The sequence below is a fragment of the Paraburkholderia dinghuensis genome (assembly GCF_003837865.1).
Lineage (GTDB): Bacteria > Pseudomonadota > Gammaproteobacteria > Burkholderiales > Burkholderiaceae > Paraburkholderia > Paraburkholderia dinghuensis.
In genome coordinates this window covers 1,778-23,634 of sequence record NZ_RQIS01000028.1, presented here as the reverse complement: position 1 = coordinate 23,634, position 21,857 = coordinate 1,778, and the positions used below count along the sequence as shown (strand labels likewise).

The 21,857-nt window shown below is 62.6% G+C and carries 18 protein-coding genes; 8 read left to right on the top strand and 10 right to left on the bottom strand.

What is annotated here, in order from left to right; all coding sequences use genetic code 11:
• Positions 1-7 precede the first annotated feature (7 nt).
• The 4 genes from D1Y85_RS25280 to D1Y85_RS25265 are packed head-to-tail and all read right to left on the bottom strand — an operon-like array spanning position 8 to position 3,826.
• Positions 8-1,126 (bottom strand): ABC transporter permease, encoded by a 1,119-nt coding sequence (locus D1Y85_RS25280; protein ID WP_124153828.1) that lies wholly within the window; start codon positions 1,124-1,126, stop codon positions 8-10.
• Between the two features lie 20 nt (positions 1,127-1,146).
• Complete coding sequence (locus D1Y85_RS25275; RefSeq protein ID WP_124153816.1) at positions 1,147-2,139, bottom strand: ABC transporter ATP-binding protein; 993 nt, start codon at positions 2,137-2,139, stop codon at positions 1,147-1,149.
• On the bottom strand, positions 2,136-3,089 hold the full coding sequence (locus D1Y85_RS25270; RefSeq protein WP_124153815.1) for an HlyD family secretion protein: 954 nt from the start codon (positions 3,087-3,089) through the stop codon (positions 2,136-2,138). The genes D1Y85_RS25275 and D1Y85_RS25270 overlap by 4 nt, the downstream gene beginning before the upstream one ends.
• A complete protein-coding gene (locus D1Y85_RS25265) occupies positions 3,086-3,826 on the bottom strand; it encodes a TetR/AcrR family transcriptional regulator (RefSeq protein ID WP_124153814.1) in 741 nt (246 codons plus the stop codon). The genes D1Y85_RS25270 and D1Y85_RS25265 overlap by 4 nt, the downstream gene beginning before the upstream one ends.
• A 184-nt stretch (positions 3,827-4,010) precedes the next feature.
• On the opposite strand from D1Y85_RS25265, the gene D1Y85_RS25260 reads away from it, so the two are divergent.
• Positions 4,011-4,613 (top strand): response regulator transcription factor, encoded by a 603-nt coding sequence (locus tag D1Y85_RS25260; protein ID WP_124153813.1) that lies wholly within the window; start codon positions 4,011-4,013, stop codon positions 4,611-4,613.
• Positions 4,614-4,880: 267 nt separating this feature from the next.
• On the opposite strand, the gene D1Y85_RS25250 is transcribed toward D1Y85_RS25260, so the two are convergent.
• The 6 genes from D1Y85_RS25250 to D1Y85_RS25225 form a co-directional block, all read right to left on the bottom strand.
• Positions 4,881-8,225 carry a hypothetical protein gene (locus D1Y85_RS25250; RefSeq protein ID WP_124153812.1) on the bottom strand — a complete coding sequence of 1,115 codons (3,345 nt, stop codon included), beginning with the start codon at positions 8,223-8,225 and terminating at the stop codon, positions 4,881-4,883.
• A gap of 557 nt (positions 8,226-8,782) precedes the next feature.
• Entirely contained in the window at positions 8,783-11,500 is a 2,718-nt protein-coding gene (gene acnA, locus D1Y85_RS25245) for an aconitate hydratase AcnA (protein WP_124153811.1), read from the bottom strand.
• An 89-nt stretch (positions 11,501-11,589) separates the two neighbouring features.
• Positions 11,590-13,041 carry a bifunctional 2-methylcitrate dehydratase/aconitate hydratase gene (locus D1Y85_RS25240; protein WP_124153810.1) on the bottom strand — a complete coding sequence of 484 codons (1,452 nt, stop codon included), beginning with the start codon at positions 13,039-13,041 and terminating at the stop codon, positions 11,590-11,592.
• A gap of 49 nt (positions 13,042-13,090) precedes the next feature.
• The gene (locus tag D1Y85_RS25235; protein WP_124153809.1) at positions 13,091-13,633 is read right to left on the bottom strand and encodes a hypothetical protein; all 543 of its coding nucleotides are present in this window, start codon (positions 13,631-13,633) and stop codon (positions 13,091-13,093) included.
• 216 nt (positions 13,634-13,849) lie between these two features.
• Entirely contained in the window at positions 13,850-14,866 is a 1,017-nt protein-coding gene (locus D1Y85_RS25230) for an HpcH/HpaI aldolase/citrate lyase family protein (RefSeq protein ID WP_124153808.1), read from the bottom strand.
• Between the two features lie 213 nt (positions 14,867-15,079).
• Positions 15,080-16,063 (bottom strand): malate dehydrogenase, encoded by a 984-nt coding sequence (locus D1Y85_RS25225; protein ID WP_124153807.1) that lies wholly within the window; start codon positions 16,061-16,063, stop codon positions 15,080-15,082.
• A gap of 579 nt (positions 16,064-16,642) precedes the next feature.
• Between D1Y85_RS25225 and D1Y85_RS25220 the strand changes: the two genes are divergently transcribed.
• The 7 genes from D1Y85_RS25220 to D1Y85_RS25190 form a co-directional block, all read left to right on the top strand.
• Positions 16,643-17,437, top strand: a complete 795-nt coding sequence (locus D1Y85_RS25220) for a GntR family transcriptional regulator (protein ID WP_124153806.1) — start codon at positions 16,643-16,645, stop codon at positions 17,435-17,437.
• A gap of 158 nt (positions 17,438-17,595) precedes the next feature.
• Positions 17,596-18,012, top strand: coding sequence for a succinate dehydrogenase, cytochrome b556 subunit (gene sdhC / locus D1Y85_RS25215; protein ID WP_124153805.1), 417 nt, complete (start codon positions 17,596-17,598; stop codon positions 18,010-18,012).
• 3 nt (positions 18,013-18,015) lie between these two features.
• Complete coding sequence (sdhD, locus tag D1Y85_RS25210) at positions 18,016-18,384, top strand: succinate dehydrogenase, hydrophobic membrane anchor protein (RefSeq protein WP_124153804.1); 369 nt, start codon at positions 18,016-18,018, stop codon at positions 18,382-18,384.
• Between the two features lie 3 nt (positions 18,385-18,387).
• Positions 18,388-20,163 (top strand): succinate dehydrogenase flavoprotein subunit, encoded by a 1,776-nt coding sequence (sdhA, locus tag D1Y85_RS25205; protein WP_124153803.1) that lies wholly within the window; start codon positions 18,388-18,390, stop codon positions 20,161-20,163.
• Positions 20,164-20,191: 28 nt separating this feature from the next.
• Positions 20,192-20,893, top strand: a complete 702-nt coding sequence (locus D1Y85_RS25200; protein ID WP_124153802.1) for a succinate dehydrogenase iron-sulfur subunit — start codon at positions 20,192-20,194, stop codon at positions 20,891-20,893.
• A 28-nt stretch (positions 20,894-20,921) separates the two neighbouring features.
• Complete coding sequence (locus D1Y85_RS25195) at positions 20,922-21,194, top strand: FAD assembly factor SdhE (RefSeq protein ID WP_124153801.1); 273 nt, start codon at positions 20,922-20,924, stop codon at positions 21,192-21,194.
• A 69-nt stretch (positions 21,195-21,263) separates the two neighbouring features.
• Positions 21,264-21,857: citrate/2-methylcitrate synthase (locus tag D1Y85_RS25190; RefSeq protein WP_281278324.1), on the top strand; the 594-nt coding region annotated here is incomplete at its 3' end.

Genomic DNA, 21,857 nt, shown 5'->3' with positions numbered 1-21,857 from the left:
CCTCCGCCTAGTCGAGTGTGCGCCGGTAAAAGCGCACTGCAATCGCCATCACGATGACCATGAACACGGCGAGCGGCCACACCGAGGGCCACAGGTCGGTCCAGCCGTTGCCTTTGAGCAGGATGCCGCGCACGAGCCGGTTGAAGTAGGTGAGCGGCAGCAGGTTGCCGATGACCTGCGCCCAGCCCGGCATGCCCGCGAACGGGAACATGAAGCCGGAGAGCAGCATGCTCGGCAGGAAATAGAACACGGTCAGCTGCATGGCCTGCAACTGGTTTTGCGCAACCGACGAAAGCGTGATGCCCACCGTGAGGTTCGCCGCGATGAAGAGCAGCGTCGAGAGATAAAGCGCCATGAGGCTGCCCTCGAACGGCACATCGAACACGACGCGCGCGGCGAGCACGATGATCGTCGCCTGTACGAGACCGATCGCCACATAGGGGACGATCTTGCCCGTCATGACTTCGATGGGGCGCACCGGCGTCGCGAGCAGGTTTTCCATCGTGCCGCGCTCACGCTCGCGCGTGATCGCGAGGCCGGTCATCATCACCATCGTGATCGTCAGAATCGTGCCCATCAGGCCCGGTACGACGTTGTACTGCGTGATGCCTTCGGGGTTGTAGAGGCGGTGGACCTGCACGTCGAACGCGGCGGGCGTGCCGTTCAGGTGCGCGAGCGGACCGGTGAGGTCCTTCGCGGCGACCGGAGCCACCAGACCCGGCAGCGCCGCGAGCGCGGTACTGATGGCGGTGGGATCGGTGGCGTCCGCCTCGACGAGCAGCGACGGCCTCTCGCCGCGCAATAGCCGCCGCGAGAAATCGACGGGAATGCTCAGCACGAACTGCACCGTGCCCCGCGCGAGCGCCTGACGGGCCGCGGCTTCGTTGGGCAGCGTCTCGACCACATTGAAGTAGGCGGAATTTTTCATGCCCGCGACGAAGCTGCGCGCGAATACGCTGTCTTCGCTGATCACGATCGCGGTGGGCAAGTGTTTGGGATCGGTGTTGATCGCGTAGCCGAATAGCGTGAGCTGGATGATCGGTAGTCCTACGATCATCGCGAATGTGATGCGGTCGCGCTTGAGCTGGAGAAACTCCTTGAGCACGATGCTCCACCAGCGCGCCATCGAGAACCCGAAACGAAGCTTCACTTTTTCGCCCCGCTTTTTGCACCGTAGTTGTCTTCGACGTGACTCATCAGATAGATGAATACGTCTTCGAGTCCGGTGTCGATGCGCTCCGCGCGCAGCGGCTTGCCTGCCGTAACACGTTCGACTGCGGCCGCGAGCGCCGCGTGATCGCTTCCGCTCGCGTGCAGCGCCGAACCGAACACCACGGTCTGGTCGACGCCGGGCATCGCGCGCAACTGCGCCGAAAGCGCGGTGAGCTGTTCGCCGTGTATCGACCAGGTCTCGAGATCCTGCGAGGCGATGATGTCCGCGGCGGTGCCCTGCGCGAGCAGCTTGCCGTAGGCGATGTACGCGAGCTTGTGGCAACGCTCCGCTTCGTCCATGTAGTGCGTGCTCACGAGCACCGATATGCCGCGCGCCGCGAGCCGGTGCAGTTCCTCCCAGAAGTCGCGGCGTGCTGTGGGATCGACGCCCGCGGTGGGTTCGTCGAGCAGCAGCAGCCGCGGTTCGTGCAGCATGCACGCGGCGAGCGCGAGGCGCTGCTTCCAGCCGCCCGAGAGCGCGCCGGTGAGCTGATTCGCGCGGCTCGCGAGGCCGAGCGATTCGAGCGCGTGGTCCACCGCTTCGCGCCGGTTCTGCATCTGATAGATGCGCGCGACGAAGTCCAGATTCTCGCGGATCGTGAGGTCTTCCCAGTAAGAAAAGCGCTGCGTCATGTAGCCGACGTTTCGCTTGATCTGCTCGCTCTCGCGCAGGATGTCGTAGCCGAGGCAGGTTCCGGAGCCGGAATCCGGCGTGAGGAGGCCGCACATCAGCCGGATCGACGTGGTCTTGCCACTGCCGTTGGGGCCGAGAAAACCGAAGATCTCGCCGTGCGCGACGCGCAGCGTGACATCGTTGACGACGTGCTTGTTGCCGAAGTGCTTGTTCAGCTTGTGGACGTCGATCGCGTAGCCGTGTTCTGCGGAACCGCCGCCGTCGCGCGTACCGGGTGTGGCGGGCGTATTCATCGCAGCCGCACCTCGACGGGTTGGCCCGGATGCAGCTTCATGGCGTCGTCGGCGGATGGATGCGCCTCGACCATGAAGATGAACTTCTGCCGGTTCTCGTTGCTGTAGATGACGGGCGGCGTGTATTCGACGGAGTTCGAGATCCAGGTGATCGTTGCGGGGATATCGGCGCGGCAGCCGTCGCAGTGGATCGTCACGCCCCGGCCCGGTGCGAGCGTGCCGACTACGGTTTGCGCCACGAAAAAGCGCACTTTCACGTTTTGCGGGGGCAACATCTGCACGACGGGGTTGCCCGCCTGTACCCACTCTCCGACGCGAAACAGCGTGTCGTACACGAGTCCCGCGTGCGGCGCGGCGACGCGCTTCTGGTCGAGCCTCCACTGGGCCTGCGCGAGCGCGGCGCGCGCCGCTTCGACCTGGGCCGCCTGCGCGGCGAGCTGTGCGGTGCGGCCGGGGAGCTTCGCGACCGTCACCTGGTTCTGCAATTCGCGGACCTGGGCCGCAGTCGAGGCCGCGTTGGCGCGCGAATCGTCGAGTTGCCCGCGCGGAATGCCGCCCGCACTGAATTGCGCCTCGTCGCGCGTGAGCTGCAGCGCGGCCTTGTGCGCGTTCGCGATGGCCTGCGCGAGCTGCGCCTCGGTCACGTGTACCTCGGGCGGGCGCTTGCCGGTCTGTATATCCGCAAGCTGCGATTGCGCGACGGCGAGCTGATGCTGCGCCTCGTCGCGCGCGGCCGTTTCGTTGACGGAGTCGAGTCCGAAGACGCTCGTCCCGGCGGCGATCGTCTGGCCGCGTTGCACGTCGAGCTGAGTCAGCGTGCCCGATTGCGATGACGAGAGATAGACGTATTCGCCTTCGACATAGCCCTGCCAGGCAGGCGCCTCGTGCCGTGAGCAGGCCGTCAGGGCGCTTGCGGCACAGAGGGCGAGGCCGGTCCACACGCGGTTCATGTCGCACTCCGTGGCTTGCGGCGCGTTGGCGCCTTCGTTTTTCCGGGCGGTACGCGCAGCGCCGCCGAGAGCAGCGCGCTAACGTGCCGATGCAATACGTCGCGATCGATCTTCGGCAAGCCGCTCGCGCTCTGCCACGTTGGTGCCGTGGCGAGCGGCAGCATGATGAGCGCGATGATCGACATGAACAGCAGCGGTGCCTCGAGTGCGGGATTGACCGTGCCGTTCAGCTGCGCCTCGCCGATGCGTGCCGCGAAACGCTGCAACTGTCCGAAGGGCAGGCGCCTGAACATCCGCTCGCGCAACAGGCCGCCCTCATTGACGATCTCGCGCAGCCAGAGCGGCGGCAGCCACGGCATGCGCGCGGTGACATCGAACAGGCGCGCGATGAGGCCCTCGACCAGCGCGTCCGGGTCCTGACTGCCTTCGCTCTCGACGCTGGACCAGACATACTCGATCGATCGCGCGATGCGCTCGTCGACGACGGCGTCCAGCAGCTTCTCGCGGTTGGTGAAGTAGTAGTGGACCATCGCCGACGTTACGCCCGCTGCGGTGGCGATCTGCGCCATGGTGGTGGCCGCGATGCCGTGCTCGGCGAAGAGTTGGGTGGCGCAGGCGAGCAGCCGTTCCCGCACGTCGAGTTCGGCGTCGGCGCGACGCCGGCCACGCGGCCGGGGCCGCGCTCGCTCGGACTCCGATGCAGGGGATCTGGTAGTCGTGACGGGGCGCTGGACCATGCGTTCCAGTCTAATTCACGCATTAGTTAATTTCAAAGCGTTGGTGCGGAAAGTTGATCTCGGTCCAATCGTTCCCCATTCGATTCAGACGTTTCCTATATCCAGGTGTTGCCCCATCGTTCACGCTGTAGGTTTCACGCCCACAGGCTTTCGAGTGCAAATCCCAGGAAATATGGATCAAATCATGAAGCGCATCGTCGTCATCGACGATCATCCCATCGTGCTCAAGATGCTCGTCAACGTGTTGCATACGGAATACGAACTCGTAGGCGAGAGTAGCGACGGCGAGGAAGGGCTACGGATGGTGCAGTCGCTGAAGCCGGATCTGGTGATTCTCGACCTGGAACTGCCGAAACTCGATGGCCTATCCGTGATCCGCGGCGTTCGCTCGACGCAGCCGGACACGCGAATTCTCGTCCTCTCCGCCAAGCCCGAGCTGGTGATGGCAAATCACACTCGCATGGCGGGCGCGAACGGTTATGTCAGCAAGAGCCGCGGCGTGGAGGAACTGTGTAGCGTCGTGAAGGCGGTGCTGCTGGGCTACGATTGCTTCCCGGCCGGCAGTTGCGGTGGCGGGCGCGACGTCGCACTCAACGGGCTTTCGCCGCGAGAGGTGGAAGTGCTGCAGTATCTTGCACGCGGCATGAGCAACAAGGGTATTGCGGCGCGCCTCGGGCTCTCCGACAAGACCATCAGCACGTACAAGACGCGCGTGCTCGACAAGCTCGGCGTGTCGTCGCTGGCGGCGCTCATCGAGTTCGCATCGCTCAACAAGCTCATCGAATAATTTTCGATACCACTGGGTTACAGCGCTGGGTTACAGAGTACGTGCTTCGTTCCCCCGAACGTTGCTTGCCCGTCGACATGGGTATCCGGTGCGAGGCGATTCATGCTGACGATACGAAAGGCGGATTGCGATGACGTCCTTGCCACCTGGGATATCCGCCGAACCTCCGTTCATGCCGCTTGCGCCGGGCATTATTCCAGGGCGTCTCTTTCAGTCGGCGACCAAAGCTCGGCCCTGCCGTAAGGCAGGGCGCGATTCCGCGCACGTTCACTTCTTGTGCTCTTTGCCCTGCGCGTAAATGTTGACGATCACGACGCCCCGCGTGTCTTCGTCCTTACATTCATCGTCCCCGCCATCGTCCTTGCCGCCTCCATGAAGTACGGGGATGTTACCGTCGGGCGTCGGCGGAACGGTGTGTGGATTACCGCCGAGCGCCAGGACCTTCAGGATCAGTAGCTCAAGATAGTAGACCATGGTCGGATACCATGGGCTCTTCGGATCGAGATGCTCGACGCGCCAGCTCATGATCGACAGCAGCTGCAGATGGTAGAGCAACATATCCTCTTGTGTGGATACGGGAATACCGATCTGAAACGCGCCGATGGGCTCGCGCCATTGCCTCGACTCCAGGCTCGCCGCTTCCAGCAGTTTGGGCGATGGCTGCGTGAGGATTATTGCGTGGTCGCCCGCCGAATCGAATACCGATAGATCGGTCACTAGCGTGCGTCCGTCGCCGAGGCCGAACACGCCGCGAGGCACGCCATCTGCTGAGCGCGCTATCCCGGTTTCCTTCGAGGCAGTCGATGAAATACCTGCAATCAGTTTCCGTGCTTCTTCCAGCGTGATCTGCTCGCCCTGCCTTGGCGGTGGTTCGGTAACGCGCTGCCGGTTGGTAATTTGTTGAACCGACACGTCGAACCTTTGGCCCTTGCGTATCCCGAGAGGGAACTGCACGGACAGGACGCCTGTCTGGCGGCTCAGGCTCTTCGGGATCGGGACGTAGCGGTCCCCACCGGAAGGAAGCTCGATCGTATGCGCATCGATCGCCCGGATATCGTGGCGCGCATAGAAGCGATTGGCGAGATCGACCACATCCTGGGCGTTCCAGCTCGGGATATGAAGGTTGAGCAGGGTGCCACCCGGGATTGTTCTGGACCACGCGAAAAGCAACTCGTCAGGCGGGAAGTCCGCCGAAATTGCACCCGGCGTAGCCTCGATCTCGAACGTGTGCATGGCGACGCGCGAGGCACTCAAGCCCGGGTTGGCGACACTACTGATCGCCAGATTGCGCTGGGAAATCTTGTCGGACTTGGACGGGGTGGCGCCGTTCACGATCGGTGCGCCCGTATAGATGACCTCGGTGACGACGCATTGATGCTCACCCATCAGTATGGTTGGTAAGGATTTCTGTGCGCCACCCGATACCGGCGTCGAGGTGAGATAGGGGTCGTTCAGGTTGTTGTCAATCAGCGCCCCATAAAACTGGTAGCCCACGCTCGCCTGAACGGGTTTGGAATTGTCGGAGTCGGTCTGCGCGCTGGGCGGTTGCACGCGTATCGCCGAAAAGTATGGGAACGATAACCATTGCGTCCCGCCATTCTGCGTTCCCGGAAGGTCGATGGGCGGCGTTCCCGATGTCTGGAGGTACCCCTCGGTCGGCATGCCGCTGCCGTCGAGCTGGTACGTCAGTGCAGCCGTGGTTTGAGAAATGAACGTTCGGAAGAAGACTTGTACCGGATTGGCGTCGCCGCCCGCAGGGCTCAGTCGAACGCGGGCTAGCGCGAAGTTGTAGACCGGCTTGGGCGGATTGCCCGTGGTCACGGCCGCTACGCTCAACACGGAGCCGGCTTCGGTCGAAGGCAATTGCGTGAACTGGCTTGGCGTGATACTGGACACGATGCTTCGCAAAAAATTTAGCGCATCAGCGCGCGTCGCATTGGCGGGAAGTGAAACGCCCTGAAACGTGTCGCCGGCGACGACATGAAATACTTTGATATCCGAACTGAGCCATGACGTCGAATTTCCGTCCGCGAGATCGAGCATATACGGGTTCGCATCTTTGATAAGTTCGAGTAACCCTGAGTCGGTGAGTGGCGAAGTTGCTGCGCTTGTCGTCAACGATGCGCTGACCGGTATCGTGGCGACGTTGCCGGTGAAGCCGAAAGCGTTTCCGGTGAAATTGACCTGATAGGTGAAGGTGAACCGCTGCAGACGATCCGCCAAAGTGGGATCGTCACTCGCCACCCCGGTCGGGACGATGGTGATGGGCGCGCTGCCGCTGATGGTGACCGCCGGTGCCCACTGTGTCAGCTGTGCCGCAGTCGGCGTAAGTGTGGTGATGCCGCCACCGGGAAACTGGGACGGCTTGAGGCCGTCAACCGTCACGTAAATCGCCGCAGGGAAGTTCGGCGTTGCGGTTACCTCGTTCTGGCTGAAGGTGCTTCGATCGAGAATGAGGCCAATGGCTGGCTGCGGGCGCGCGAGCCAATTGGTGATGTTGATGTAAACGGCCTGAATGTCGGCGAATGCCGCAGCATTGGCTGAGAGGCCCTGGCCTTGTTCAGCGTCGCCGCCAACCATGTTGTTGAGCGTCGTCGCAGTGGTGGCGAGGACGCCGGTCAGATTGATGTCCAGGTAATGATGAAACGTTGAGCCGGTGACGATTCGGCCAACACCCACATTGCGCCCGTCGTACACGCTAAGCGTGTTGACCGTCGATGTGCCGGCTGGGCTCGCATCGACTGCGACTGGGCCAGTGGCATTAACCGAGTAACTGGCCTGCTTATGGGATTGGCCGGTGGCGATGACCGTCGGCATCTCTGGGGGAGCAGAGGTGATTGTGCGGAATTCACGCTGGGAGGTATCGCCATAAGGCGATAGCTGTGTGTAGTCGAAGCTGGGGACGACGCCCAGCGCGTTGCCTTCGTGCATATGGTCCGGATAAACCGTGACATCGTGCCCGTTGTTTCGCAAGACCGGATGAGCCGGCGACGAAGCCGGTGTGATGGTTTGTGGCAATGCGTCCGACTGATTTTCAAAGTAGGCGTAGGGCTGGGTGATGGTATTGCCCATATAGTCGGTCGTGGGATATGTCCCGCTACTGTTCTTGACCGTGGTGTCCGCCCGGGTGGAGCCGAGAGCTGTGAAATTGGGCGGGGCGTTCGGTGGGACCGGTGGATTCGTGGGGTCGTTCAAGCCGTACCAACTCCGCATGATGCGGACTCGCGGGATCTGGCCGCACATGTCCGAGCCGAGGCTGTAGTGATCGCCCACCGCAAAGACGCCTCCACCCTGCTCCATGAAACTTGCTATAGCGTTAAGTTGATTCGCGTCGAGGGGGCCCTTTGTGCCCTCGGGTCCGGACGGCGGGGCATCGTTAAAACCTCCGTCTGCAATCATCCAGATCATGTCGAAGCCGAGCAGATTGATACTGGGATCGCCAAAAACGAAATTCTGATGATCGGCACCGGGGTCGGCTTCGCGATTGGCCGTCGTGACCTGAAAGCCCGCGCCCTTCAGCGTGCTCACCAATGCGTTAAAGGTGAAATCCGTGACTGAATTGGTTTGAAACTGGAATTCGCCGTCGATAACGATCAGGATATTGATGGCCATCTCATACCTCCTCGGACTCGCAAGGTAGGGGTCTTCAGGACGTGGGCGAAATCGTGCGTTGGCGGTAACGCGCAACCATAAGACGCAATGGACTCTCTTTCACCGGCAGCGGTAGTCGTTCCACACAAAAGCTGGAAGTGCACCGACGCAACGGCGAAAAATTACCTGGCCACCAGCGTAAGAAAGTTTCCGTATCGTGAGGACTCCAATATAACTACGCTTGATGTCGACGGACAAAGGAGTAGCGACGTCACGCTGCGTCGACAGCACGACGTTCCATTACGTACGGAATCGGAAAAGTGGTCCTTTAGGAATTCTTCAGGGTTTTGGATTTGTTATAGTCACGGCCCCGATGCAAGTCAATGCGCGTCGATAACGTATGCGTGGTGAATGTGTTTCGCCTTATCGCGTCGATTCAGAAAGACACCACACTGGTTTCGCGGAGCCAGCGCTTGCCCGATAGCATCGAGCAAGCCGCAAAAAAAGCCCGACTTACGTCGGGCTTCCAGATGTGACCCGCATCCGTTGCCAGATGCGGTATCCGTAGAGCGACTTGCTTAAGCCGCCAGCAGCGAGCGCAGCACGAACGGCAGAATACCGCCGTGCTTGTAGTAGTCGACTTCGATCGGCGTGTCGATACGCAGCAGCACCTGAACGCGTTGCTCCTTACCGTCCTTGCGATGGATCACGAGCGTCAGATCCTGCTGCGGCTTGAAGTCGTCGGTCAGGCCTTCGATATCGAACGTTTCATCGCCGGTCAGGCCGAGCGACGTCACGCTGTCCGAACCCTTGAACTGCAATGGCAGAACGCCCATGCCGACGAGATTCGAACGATGGATACGCTCGAAGCTGCGTGCGACCACAGCCTTCACGCCGAGGAGCTGCGTGCCCTTGGCTGCCCAGTCACGCGACGAGCCCGTGCCGTACTCCTCGCCGGCGAACACCATGGTCGGCGTGTCGGCGGCGATGTACTTCATCGCGGCGTCGTAAATCGACATCTGTTCGCCGCTCGGCTGATGGATCGTCAGGCCGCCTTCGATACGCGTGCCGTCGGCCTTCGCCGGGATCATCAGGTTCTTGATGCGCACGTTCGCGAAGGTGCCGCGCATCATGACGTCGTGGTTGCCGCGGCGCGAACCGTAGCTGTTGAAGTCGGCCTTCTGCACGCCGTTTTCCTTCAGCCACTTGCCTGCCGGCGAGTCTTCCTTGATCGAACCAGCCGGGCTGATGTGGTCGGTCGTGACCGAGTCACCGAAGATACCCAGTGCGCGCGCGCCCTTGACTGCGGCGACCGACGACGACGGCGTCATCGAGAAGTCCGAGCCGAAGAACGGCGGCTCGGCGATGTACGTCGACTTCGGCCAGTCGTAGACCTGACCTTCTTCGCCTTCGATCTTGCTCCACAGGTCGCCCTTCTTCGTGAGCTGGCTGTAGTTCTTCTGGTAGACGTCGGCGTCGAGCGCGTACTTGAGCAGCGCGTTGACTTCGTCGCTCGTCGGCCAGATGTCGCCGAGGTAGATATCGCGGCCACCCTTGCCCTTGCCGACCGGCTCGGTCATCAGGTCGCGCGTGATGTTGCCCGCGATCGCGTAGGCGACGACCAGCGGCGGCGAGGCCAGGAAATTCGCACGGATGTTCGGGTGAATACGCGCTTCGAAGTTACGGTTGCCGGACAGCACGGCCGCTGCAACGACATCGTTCTTCGTGATGGCTTCGTTGAGTTCCGGCGTGAGGTCGCCCGCGTTGCCGATACAGGTCGTGCAGCCGTAAGCGGCGAGCTCGAAGCCGAGCTTCGAGAGGTACGGCAGCAGGCCCGTCTTCGTCAGGTATTCCGTGACGATGCGCGATCCCGGTGCGAGCGAGGTCTTGATGTGCGGCGCGACCGTGAGGCCGGCTTCCACCGCCTTCTTCGCCAGCAGGCCGGCAGCGAGCAGGACGCTCGGATTCGACGTGTTCGTGCATGACGTGATCGCGGCGATCAGCACGTCGCCGTTGTGCAGCTTCACGCCGTCGGTCGTTTTGTACTCGGTCGTGAGGTCGGCAGCCTTCTTGTTGAAACCGTTGTCCGCGACCGGCTTCGAGAACAGATCGGTGAAGGTCGACTTCACGTTGCCGATTTCGATGCGGTCTTGCGGGCGCTTCGGACCTGCGAGCGACGGCGCGACCGTGCCGAGGTCGAGCGTGAGCGTCTTTGTGTAGTCGATTTCGCCGGCCTTCGGTATGCCGAAGAGGTCCTGCGCCTTGAAGTAGTTCTCGAAGGCGGAGATTTCGGCTTGCGTGCGGCCCGTGCCCTTGAAGTAATCGATGGTCTTTTCGTCGACCGGGAAGAAGCCCATCGTCGCGCCGTATTCGGGCGCCATGTTGCCGATCGTCGCGCGGTCCGGCAGCGACAGCGAGGCTGTGCCTTCACCGAAGAACTCGACGAACTTGCCGACGACCTTTTCCTTGCGCAGCATTTCGGTGATGGTCAGCACGAGGTCGGTTGCCGTGCAGCCTTCGCGCAGCTTGCCCTTCAACTCGACGCCGACGACGTCCGGCGTGAGGAAGTACACCGGCTGGCCGAGCATGCCCGCTTCCGCTTCGATGCCGCCCACGCCCCAGCCCACGACACCGATACCGTTGATCATCGTGGTGTGGCTGTCGGTGCCGACGAGCGTGTCCGGGTAGTAGACGGTGTCAGCCCCTTCGGTCTTCTTGTGCACGCCGCGTGCGAGGTACTCGAGGTTGACCTGGTGCACGATGCCGATGCCCGGCGGCACGACCTTGAACGTGTCGAACGCCTGCATGCCCCACTTCATGAACTGGTAGCGCTCGTTGTTGCGCTGGAATTCCAGCTTCATGTTGAGGTCGAGCGCGTCCTTCTGGCGGAAGTAGTCGATCTGGACCGAGTGGTCGACGACGAGATCGACCGGCACGAGCGGCTCGATGACCTTCGGGTCCTTGCCTGCCTGTTTGGCGACGCCGCGCATCGCGGCGATGTCAGCGAGCAGCGGCACGCCCGTGAAGTCCTGCAGCACGACGCGCGAGACGACGAACGGGATTTCGTCGACGCGCGATGCCGTCGGCTTCCAGTTCGCCAGCTGCTCGATGTGCTCGTCCGCGATCTTCTTGCCGTCATAGTTACGCAGCACGGACTCGAGCACGATACGGATCGAGACGGGCAGGCGATTGATCTTGACGCCCAACTGCTTGCCGAGCTGCGGCAGCGAGTAGAACTTGCCTTTGCCGGAGCCGCTGTCGAATTCCTTTAGCGTTTTGTGGAGATTGTGGGCCATGGTGTTTTCCTTCGTTTAATCGCGGAAATAACGCTTTGCTACACGGTTGCTACGGATACCTGATTATTGCCTGATTGTTTCCTGATTGCTCAGATCACGTACAAGTCGACGTATTCGTTGACCGGCATGGCGTGAAGCCGTGCCGCATCGAGCGAGACGTCGAGAATCGCCTGCTGCTGCTTCGCGGGGAAGCGGCGCGCGAGGTTGGTCCGGAACTTCTCGATCAGAAGCGGGATGCCTTCGTCGCGGCGTCGCTTGTGACCGATCGGGTACTCCACCACGACTTCGTCGAGCGCCGTGCCGTCGTTCAGCTCGACGATCAGCGCGTTCGCGATCGAGCGCTTGTCGGGGTCGTGGTAATCCTTCGTGAACTGCGGGTCTTCGACACAGACCATCTTTGCGCGCAACGTGTCGATGCGCGGGTCGCGCGCGATGTCGTCCTCGTAATCGGCGGCCGTGAGGCGACCGAACAGGAGCGGCACGGCCACCATGTACTGGATGCAGTGATCGCGGTCGGCGGGATTCGCGAGCGGACCGGTCTTGTCGATGATGCGTTTCGCCGCTTCGTGCGTGCGAATGGTGACCCGCTTGATGTCCTCCGCCGTTTTGCCGTTTTGCGCGAGCATGCTGTGCAGCGTCATCGCGGCTTCGGCCGCGGTCTGCGCGTGGAATTCGGCGGGGAACGAAATCTTGAACAGCACGTTTTCCATCACGTACGTGCCGTAGGGGCGCTGGAAGCGGAACGGTTGTCCCTTGAACGAGACGTCGTAGAAGCCCCACGTCTTCGCCGTGAGTGCCGACGGATAACCCATCTCGCCCGTTTTCGCGATCAGTGCGAGGCGCACCGCGCGCGCGGTCGCGTCGCCGGCGGCCCACGACTTGCGCGAGCCGGTATTGGGCGCGTGCCGGTAGGTGCGCAGCGACTGGCCATCGACCATCGCAAGTGAGACGGCGTTGATCAGTTCGTCGGGCGTGAGGCCGATCAACTGACCGACCACGGCGGTCGAGGCGAGCTTCACGAGCAGCACGTGGTCGAGACCGACCTTGTTGAACGAGTTCTCCAGCGCGATAGCGCCCTGGATTTCGTGCGCCTTCACCATGCCGACGAGCACGTCCTTCATGGTGAGCGGTGTCTTGCCCTCCGCCACTGCGGTGCGCGAGAGCCAGTCGGCGGTCGCGAGGATGCCGCCGAGGTTATCCGACGGATGGCCCCACTCGGCGGCGAGCCACGTGTCGTTGAAGTCGAGCCAGCGGATCATCGCGCCGATGTTGAACGCGGCGTGAACCGGGTCGAGCTGGAACTGCGTGCCCGGCACTTTGGCGCCGTGCGGGACGATCGTGCCAGGCACGATCGGTCCCAGCAACTTCGTGCAGGCAGGGTAGGAGAGCGCCTCGAGCCCGCAGCCGAGCGTGTCGATCAGGCAATGCCGCGCCGTCTCCAGTGCGAGCGCACTGTCGACTCGATAGCTCAGGACATAGTCGACGATATCGACCAGGACCTGATCCGGCTCAGGCCGGACATGGGCGATCGGAGCGGACATCGAGGCGTTCCAGGCGTTCCGTCAAGCGGAACGCGTTGTGGGCCGGTGCTTACTTACCCTGTGCCGGGCTTGCAGCCGCCGGAGCACGGTTTGCCGGGTTCAGCGCTTCGGCCTGGGTCGGCGCCAGTGCGCCTTGCTGCATGGCAACAGTCTTGCACTCGTCGGCGAGACGCGAGCTGTCCTTGTCCGAGAACAGCATCGCCTTCGTCGGGATCACGACGAGGTCGAGGCCGGTGGCGACGTCGTGGAAACGGTCGGCACCGGTCGTGGTGACCTGACGCGGCAGGTTGTAGTTCTTGTTCGCCCAGTGGACGACCACGATCTGGTCACGCGCCATGTCGCCCTTCAGGTCGAACGCCATGCCTTCAGCACAGTTCCAGTGTTCCGAGCCCGCGGGGATAGGATCGACCTTCGCTTCCTTGGCCGGGTTCACTTTGCGCTTGATGATGCGGTGCTTCGGGGCCGGCTTGGCCGGCGTCGCGGCAGGCTTGGTGGCCGTGGTCGACGTAGTCTGGGCAGCGGCGTCGGTAGCCGCGAGCATCATCGACGAGGACAGTGCGCCAACAACGGCGGCGATCAGCAGTTTTTTCATGGAGTCAAACCTTTATATCTAGATCGGTTGATCAGTGCGCGGCCGCTGTTGCGGCCGCTGGCTAGCACTGCGCGCGCCCCGAGAGCGCGCAGCGGACGCTATTTTCACCTATTTATCGATACAGACTGCAAATTGATACAGACTGCAATAACTTCGGACGGACGCCCTTCGCGCTGGCTCCGATGTTCTTGTTCTTGATGAATTACACCACGTCGTTCACGACATGGCTTCCTGCGCAAGCTCGCCCGGCGCGAACAGCGGCGCGGCCTCGGCGGGTACGGCTAGGCCCGTCGCGCGGGCGCGGCGCAACACGGACCAGTAGTAGCGGTAGCTCGCGCGGTCGTGCAGCGAGTCGGCGTGGCGCGTCGGGCCCCACTGCGCGGCCTGGGCCGCGAGCAGGATCTCGGTCGCAAGCGTCACTTCCTCTTCGCGCGGCGCGAACGCGGCCACGATGGCGCTCACCTGCGCGGGGTGGATGCTCCACATGCGCGTATAGCCGAACTCGTTGCGGGCACGGATCGCGTCGCCCGCGACCACGCTCATGTCGCGCACTTCGGTGCTCACGTTGTGGGAGGGCACTTTGCCGAAGGTGTGGCAGGCTGCCGCGATCTCCAGCTTCGCGCGGCGCACGAGCGGGTGGTCGAACTGACCGGGCGAGCGCATCGCGGAGTCGGGAATCGCGCCGTCGTGGGCCGAAACGAAGTCCATGAGGCCAAAGCTGAGCGCCTCGACACCGGAGAGCGCCGCGAGATCGAATACGCGCGCGAGCGCGCCGTGCGTTTCGACGAGCAGGTGAGCCGGGATCGGTTTGTCGATGCCCATCTCCACGCGCGTTGCCTCGATGAACGCGACCATTTCGGCGGCGTCGCCGACGGCGCGGATCTTGGGCAGCGTGATGTAAGCCGGCGCGCGCTTTGCAGCGCGCAGGATCAGGCGCACGTCGTCGCGCCAGTGCGGGTGATGGAAGTCGTGAATGCGAACCCCGACGCGTCCATGGCGGTCGTGCTCACTGCCGATGAGCGACGCGACGAGTTCAGCGTGCTCGGCCTCGCGGCCCACCTCCGCACCGTCCTCGCAATCGAGCGTGATGTCGAATACCGGCCCGAGCTGTTGCTGCAGCGCGAGCGATTTCAGCATCAGCTTCTCGCTGCCCGCGTAGTGGTCGCACGCGGGCAGGAGGGTCGGCGGCGCTTCGCCGTCAAATAGCACTTCGGCGGGAAGGATTGCGCGCATCGTCGGCGTCAGGGGTCGAGTGTTGGAGATGAAACCTGATTCGGATGCACCCTGCGCGTGCCGCAAGGCGCATCCGGATCAGCGGCAGCGCGCGAGGCGGGACATCCCGCCGCACGCGCACACATGCCGCTTTTTTTGCGCGCCGTCAGTGTTTCTGCACGCAAAAAAACCGGAACCCGTTACGCGAACGGAGTCCGGTTAGCCTGGCCGGGCTTAGCCGAGCAGGTGCGAGACGCCGTCGCGCTCTTCGAGCAGCTCGTTCAGCGTGCCGTCCATCTTCTCGCGCGAGAACGCGTCGATTTCCAGGCCTTCGATGCGCTTGTATTCGCCGTTTTCGCAGGTCACCGGCACGCCGTAGATGATGTCTTCGGGGATGCCGTACGAGCCGTCCGACGGGATACCCATCGTGACCCACTTGCCGTTCGTGCCGAGGACCCAGTCACGGACGTGGTCGATTGCCGCGTTAGCCGCCGATGCCGCCGACGACAGGCCGCGCGCTTCGATGATCGCCGCGCCGCGCTTGCCGACGGTCGGGATGAACGTGTTGCGGTTCCATTCGTCGTCGTTGATGAGCTTCGTCAGCGACTGGCCTTCGACCGTTGCGAAACGGAAGTCGGGGTACATCGTCGGCGAGTGGTTACCCCACACAGCGAGCTTCTCGATCGAAGCAACGGCCTTGCCCGACTTGGCGGCCAGTTGCGACAGCGCGCGGTTGTGATCCAGACGCAGCATGGCCGTGAAGTTCTTCTTCGGCAGATCCGGGGCCGACTTCATGGCGATGTAGGCATTCGTGTTGGCCGGGTTGCCGACGACCAGCACCTTCACGTCGCGGCTGGCGACGTCGTTCAGCGCCTTGCCCTGAACCGTGAAGATTTCGGCGTTGGCCGAGAGCAGGTCCTTGCGTTCCATGCCCTTCGAGCGCGGACGGGCGCCCACGAGCAGCGCGACGTCGGCGTCCTTGAATGCGACCTTGGGATCGTCGGTGACCACGACGCCCGCGAGCAGCGGGAATGCGCAGTCTTCCAGTTCCATCACGACGCCCTTGACGGCGGCTTGCGCCTGGGGCAGGTCGAGCAGTTGCAGGATGACGGGCTGATCCTTGCCGAGCAGGTCGCCGTTCGCGATGCGGAACAGCAGGGAGTAACCGATCTGACCTGCGGCGCCGGTGACGGCAACGCGCTTTGCGGGCTTAGCCATTGAAAATCTCCAGGAGGGTGCGTTAGACGCCAGGGTAAAACGCCATTCTATATGCGCGTTACGCGAGGCGTTCGTGAAACAGGCGGACGGACTGCCGGACTCGCGCCCCGCGACCTGCAAGGCTGCGGCAGCGCGTCGCGGCAGGCCCGGCGTGCCGGTAACCTGAGCGACAAAAAGCGAGGGATGGATGGGGTCGCCTCGGGTGAGGCCGCCCTCTGCGCCGCGACCTCGACAGGGGCGCCTGACGCTGGCCGCATCAAGTGTGCCGACTCCTGCTACAGCTCGCTTTGGCTGGTCCGCGAGGGTGCGGCGCGAAGGGCGCCGGCGGGGCGGAGAAGCCTCTACTGCGGTGAGGGAACAGCATGATGCGAAGGCGGCCTGCGGCGCGTTGCGCCACGAGGTGGATGCTGCCGGCGGTTCCCGCTCACGTTGACGCAAACCCACCCGCAAACCCTTGCTCGATCGGCAGTGTAGGAGTCGGAGGGGGCAAAGTCAACACTATCATATGTCTTATATAAGACATATCTATTGCCGGGAAATGCTGGACGTCGAGGGGGCCTTTATGTTGAAATGCGCGCCATGAGTGCGAACCCGGCCAGCAACGCGAATTCCCCCGCTCCCGAGAGCGGCACGGCCGCGTCTGCGTCCGCAGCGCCGTCCCCTACCTTCAGTCCTCTCTATCAGCAGATCAAGGGGCTCATTACACAGAGTCTCGAGTCCGGCGAATGGAAGCCCGGCGAGATCATCCCGAGCGAAGTAGAACTGGCCAGCCGCTACAAGGTCAGCCAGGGGACCGTGCGCAAGGCGATCGACGAACTCGCCGCCGAGAACCTCCTCGTGCGCCGCCAGGGCAAGGGCACGTTCGTCGCAACGCACAACGAGGAGCGCGCCCAGTTTCGCTTTCTCAGATTGCTGGCCGACGACGGCGCGGAACACCCCCACATCAGCAAACTGCTCGAATGCCGGCGCCTGCGCGCGACGGCCGACATCGCGCGTCAGCTCGACCTGAAGCCCGCCGACCCGGTGGTGCAGATCCGCCGTCTGCTGCAGTTCGACGGCGAAAACACCGTGCTCGACGAGATCTGGTTGCCGGGTGCGGTGTTCCGTGGTCTCACGATCGAGCGGCTCGCCGACTATAAAGGACCGCTTTACGCCATGTTCGAGGCGGAGTTCGGCACGCGCATGATTCGCGCGACCGAAAAGATCCGCGCCGTGGCCGCCGAGCCCGCGGTGGCTGACTTGCTCAGCGTGCCGACCGGCTTTCCATTGCTTTCCGTCGAGCGTGTGTCCTATACCTATGGAGACCGCCCTGTCGAAGTGCGCCGTGGCTGGTATGTCACAACGGGGTACTACTATCAGAATGATTTGAGCTGAAAGGGCGGCCGCGCGATGCATCGCAAAAATGCGGCTTCCCTCAAAGGCGCCTTCATTGCGCACGCAAGCAGCAGTCCCCGGACACCAATTTCGCTGCAGCGCGATATGAAAAGGCGTTAAAATTGTGAGTTAGTGTAATTACCAAGTAGGGGTCTAGCATGGCAGAAGCCGCAAAAAAACCGAGGCCGGAATACCGGAACATCGGGCTTGGGCAGATATTGTTCGCATACCGCCTGCCGCTCGCGGGTCGCGTATCGATCGGTCACCGCATCAGCGGCATACTGATGTTTATCTTCCTGCCCTTCCTGTTGTACCTGTTTGACCAGAGCCTCACCTCGGAACTCAGCTTCGAGGTCTTCAAGGGCTTCCTCTCCAGCGGTATTGTCAAGCTCATCGTGCTCGTGCTCGGCTGGGCCTTCTTCTTCCACTTCTGCGCCGGCGTGCGCCACCTCCTCATGGACTTCAACCATGATCTGGTCGGCAAGCAGCAGGGCAAGTCGACCTCTCTCGTTGTCGTGATCGTCTCCACGATCCTCACGATCGCCTTTGCGGCGAAACTCTTCGGAGCGTTCTAAAACATGTCTGCCAAAAACGGAATTGGTCCGAAGCGCCTCGTTGTCGGCGCTCACTATGGCCTGCGTGACTGGATCGCGCAACGCGCCACCGCAGTGATCATGGCCGTCTACACGGTCATCCTGCTCGCCTGGTTCTTCGGTGCGCACGACTTTTCGTACGACGGCTGGGCGTCGATCTTCGCCACGCAGTGGATGAAGCTCGCAACGTTCGTCACGCTGCTCGCGCTGTTCTATCACGCCTGGGTCGGCGTGCGCGACATCTGGATGGACTACATCAAGCCGGTCGGCCTGCGTATCACGCTGGACGTGCTGACGATCGTGTGGTTGCTCGCGAGCCTTGGCTACGCCGCGCAGATTCTCTGGAGAGTGTAAAGAATGGCTGCAATCAAGAATTCTCTGCCGCGTCGCAAGTTTGACGTGGTTATCGTCGGTGCGGGCGGCTCGGGTATGCGCGCATCGCTGCAACTCGCGCGCGCCGGCCTGTCGGTCTGCGTGCTCTCGAAAGTGTTCCCGACGCGTTCGCACACGGTCGCTGCTCAAGGCGGCATCGGCGCTTCGCTCGGCAACATGAGCGAAGACAACTGGCACTACCACTTCTACGACACGATCAAGGGTTCCGACTGGCTCGGCGACCAGGACGCGATCGAGTTCATGTGCCGCGAAGCCCCGAACGCCGTGTATGAGCTGGAACACTTCGGCATGCCGTTCGACCGTAACGCCGACGGCACGATCTACCAGCGCCCGTTCGGCGGCCACACGGCCAACTACGGCGAGAAGCCCGTCCAGCGCGCGTGCGCGGCGGCTGACCGTACCGGCCACGCACTGCTGCACACGCTGTATCAGCAGAACGTCGCGGCGAAGACGCAGTTCTACGTCGAATGGATGGCGCTCGACCTGATCCGCGACGCGGAAGGCGACGTCCTCGGCGTGACCGCGCTCGAAATGGAAACCGGCGACGTCTACATCCTCGAAGGCAAGACCACGCTGTTCGCCACGGGCGGCGCGGGCCGGATCTTCGCGGCATCGACGAACGCGTTCATCAACACCGGCGACGGCCTCGGCATGGCGGCCCGTTCGGGCATCGCGCTGCAGGACATGGAGTTCTGGCAATTCCATCCGACCGGTGTGGCCGGCGCAGGCGTGCTGATCACCGAAGGCGTGCGCGGCGAAGGCGGCATTCTGCGTAACTCGAACGGCGAGCGCTTCATGGAGCGCTACGCACCGACGCTGAAGGACCTCGCACCGCGTGACTTCGTCTCGCGTTCGATGGACCAGGAAATCAAGGAAGGCCGTGGCGTGGGTCCGCACAAGGACCACGTGCTGCTCGACCTGTCGCACATCGGCGCCGAGACGATCATGAAGCGTCTGCCGTCGATCCGCGAAATCGCGCTCAAGTTCGCGAACGTCGACTGCATCAAGGAACCGATCCCGGTCGTTCCAACCATCCACTATCAGATGGGCGGCATCCCGACGAACATCCACGGCCAGGTCGTGGGTACGCCGAAGGGTCACGAAGAAGTCGTCAACGGCTTCTACGCCGTGGGCGAATGCTCGTGCGTCTCGGTGCACGGCGCGAACCGCCTCGGCACGAACTCGCTGCTCGACCTCGTGGTGTTCGGCCGTGCTGCCGGCAACCACATCGTCAAGCACGTCAAGGAACTGCGCGAGCACAAGCCGCTGCCGGCCGATGCAGGCGACTTCTCGCTGTCGCGTCTCGCAGCGCTCGATAGCTCGACGTCGGGCGAGTACGCGCAAAGCGTGGCGAACGACATCCGCGGCTCGATGCAGAAGCATGCGGGCGTGTTCCGCACGTCGGCGCTGCTGGAAGAAGGCGTGAAGGACATCGCGGAAATCGCCGAGCGCGTGAAGCACATCCACTTGAAGGACAAGTCGAAGGTGTTCAACACCGCGCGCGTCGAAGCGCTCGAAGTGGCGAACCTCATCGAAGTGGCTCGCGCGACGATGGTGTCGGCGGAAGCGCGCAAGGAAAGCCGTGGCGCCCACGCCCACAGCGACTACGAACACCGCGACGACGAGAACTGGCTGCGCCATACGCTCTGGTTCAGTGGCGACAACCGGCTCGAATACAAGCCGGTTCACATGCAGCCGCTGACCGTCGAGTCCGTGCCGCCGAAGGCGCGTACGTTCTAAGGCACAAGCCAGTCAAAAGGAATCGGAAATGGCCAAACGAATTTTTGAAATCTACCGCTACGATCCGGACAAGGACGCGGCACCGCGCATGCAGACGTACGAGCTCGAAATCACGCACGAGCGCATGCTGCTGGACGCACTGGTCAAGCTGAAGGAAGTCGACGAGACCCTGTCGTACCGCCGTTCGTGCCGCGAAGGTGTGTGCGGTTCGGACGCGATGAACATCAACGGCAAGAACGGCCTCGCGTGCCTGACGAACCTGAACGATCTGCCGCAGAAGATCGTGCTGCGTCCGCTGCCGGGTCTGCCCGTGATCCGCGATCTGTTCGTGGACATGACGCAGTTCTTCAACCAGTACCACTCGATCAAGCCGTTCCTGATCAACGACGCGCCGCCGCCCGAGAAGGAGCGTCTGCAGTCGCCTGAGCAGCGTGACGAACTCGACGGCCTGTACGAGTGTATTCTGTGCGCGAGCTGCTCGACGTCGTGCCCGAGCTTCTGGTGGAATCCGGACAAGTTCGTCGGCCCGGCAGGTTTGCTGCAGGCTTACCGCTTCATCGCGGACAGCCGCGATCAAGCCACGGGTGAGCGTCTCGACAACCTGGAAGATCCGTACCGCCTGTTCCGTTGCCACACGATCATGAACTGCGTCGACGTCTGCCCGAAGGGCCTGAACCCGACGAAGGCTATCGGCAAGATCAAGGAACTGATGGTTCGCCGCGCCGTTTGACGCTGCCATCTGCTGTAATCGCGTTTTTATCGAAATGGAATCGCATCAGTCCGATCCCCTCCGCCGTGCGCGCCTTCGCTGGCGCTCACGGCGCGGCTTGCTCGAAAACGACCTGATTTTCGAGCGTTTCTTTGGCCGCTACGAACATGACCTCAGCGACGCCGACGTGGGTGCGCTTACGCGCCTGCTCGAGCTGAGCGATAACGACCTGATGGACTTGCTTCTCGCACGCAAGGAACCTGAGGGCGATCTTGCCGACCCGGACGTGAAACGGGTGCTGGAGTTGCTACGCAACGTCTGAGACGCGGTGGTGCCAGGAGGCGCCGTGCCAGACCTGCAAACTGTATTTATCTTCGATTGAGGATGTGCTATGACCCCGTCTGATGTAAAAGCCACGCTATCGTTCAGCGACAACTCGCCGAGCGTTGAACTGCCGATCTACAAGGGCTCGATGGGCCCGGATGTGATCGACATCCGCAAACTGTACGGCCAGACCGGCAAGTTCACCTACGACCCTGGCTTTATGTCGACGGCGTCGTGCAACTCGGCGATCACCTACATCGACGGGGACAAGGGCGAGCTGCTGTACCGCGGCTACCCGATCGACAACCTTGCGCAGAACGCAGACTTCCTCGAGTCCTGCTACCTGCTCCTGAACGGCGAACTGCCGAACAAGGCGCAGAAGGACGAGTTCGTGAAGACCGTCACGAACCACACGATGGTTCACGAGCAGATGCAGTTCTTCTTCCGCGGCTTCCGCCGCGACGCGCACCCGATGTCGATTCTCGTCGCCGCGGTGGGCGCGCTGTCCGCGTTCTATCACGACTCGCTCGACATCAACAATCCGAAGCATCGCGAAGTGTCGGCGATCCGCATGATCGCGAAGCTGCCGACGCTCGTCGCCATGGCGTACAAGTACAGCATCGGCCAGCCGTTCGTGTACCCGCGCAATGACCTCTCGTAC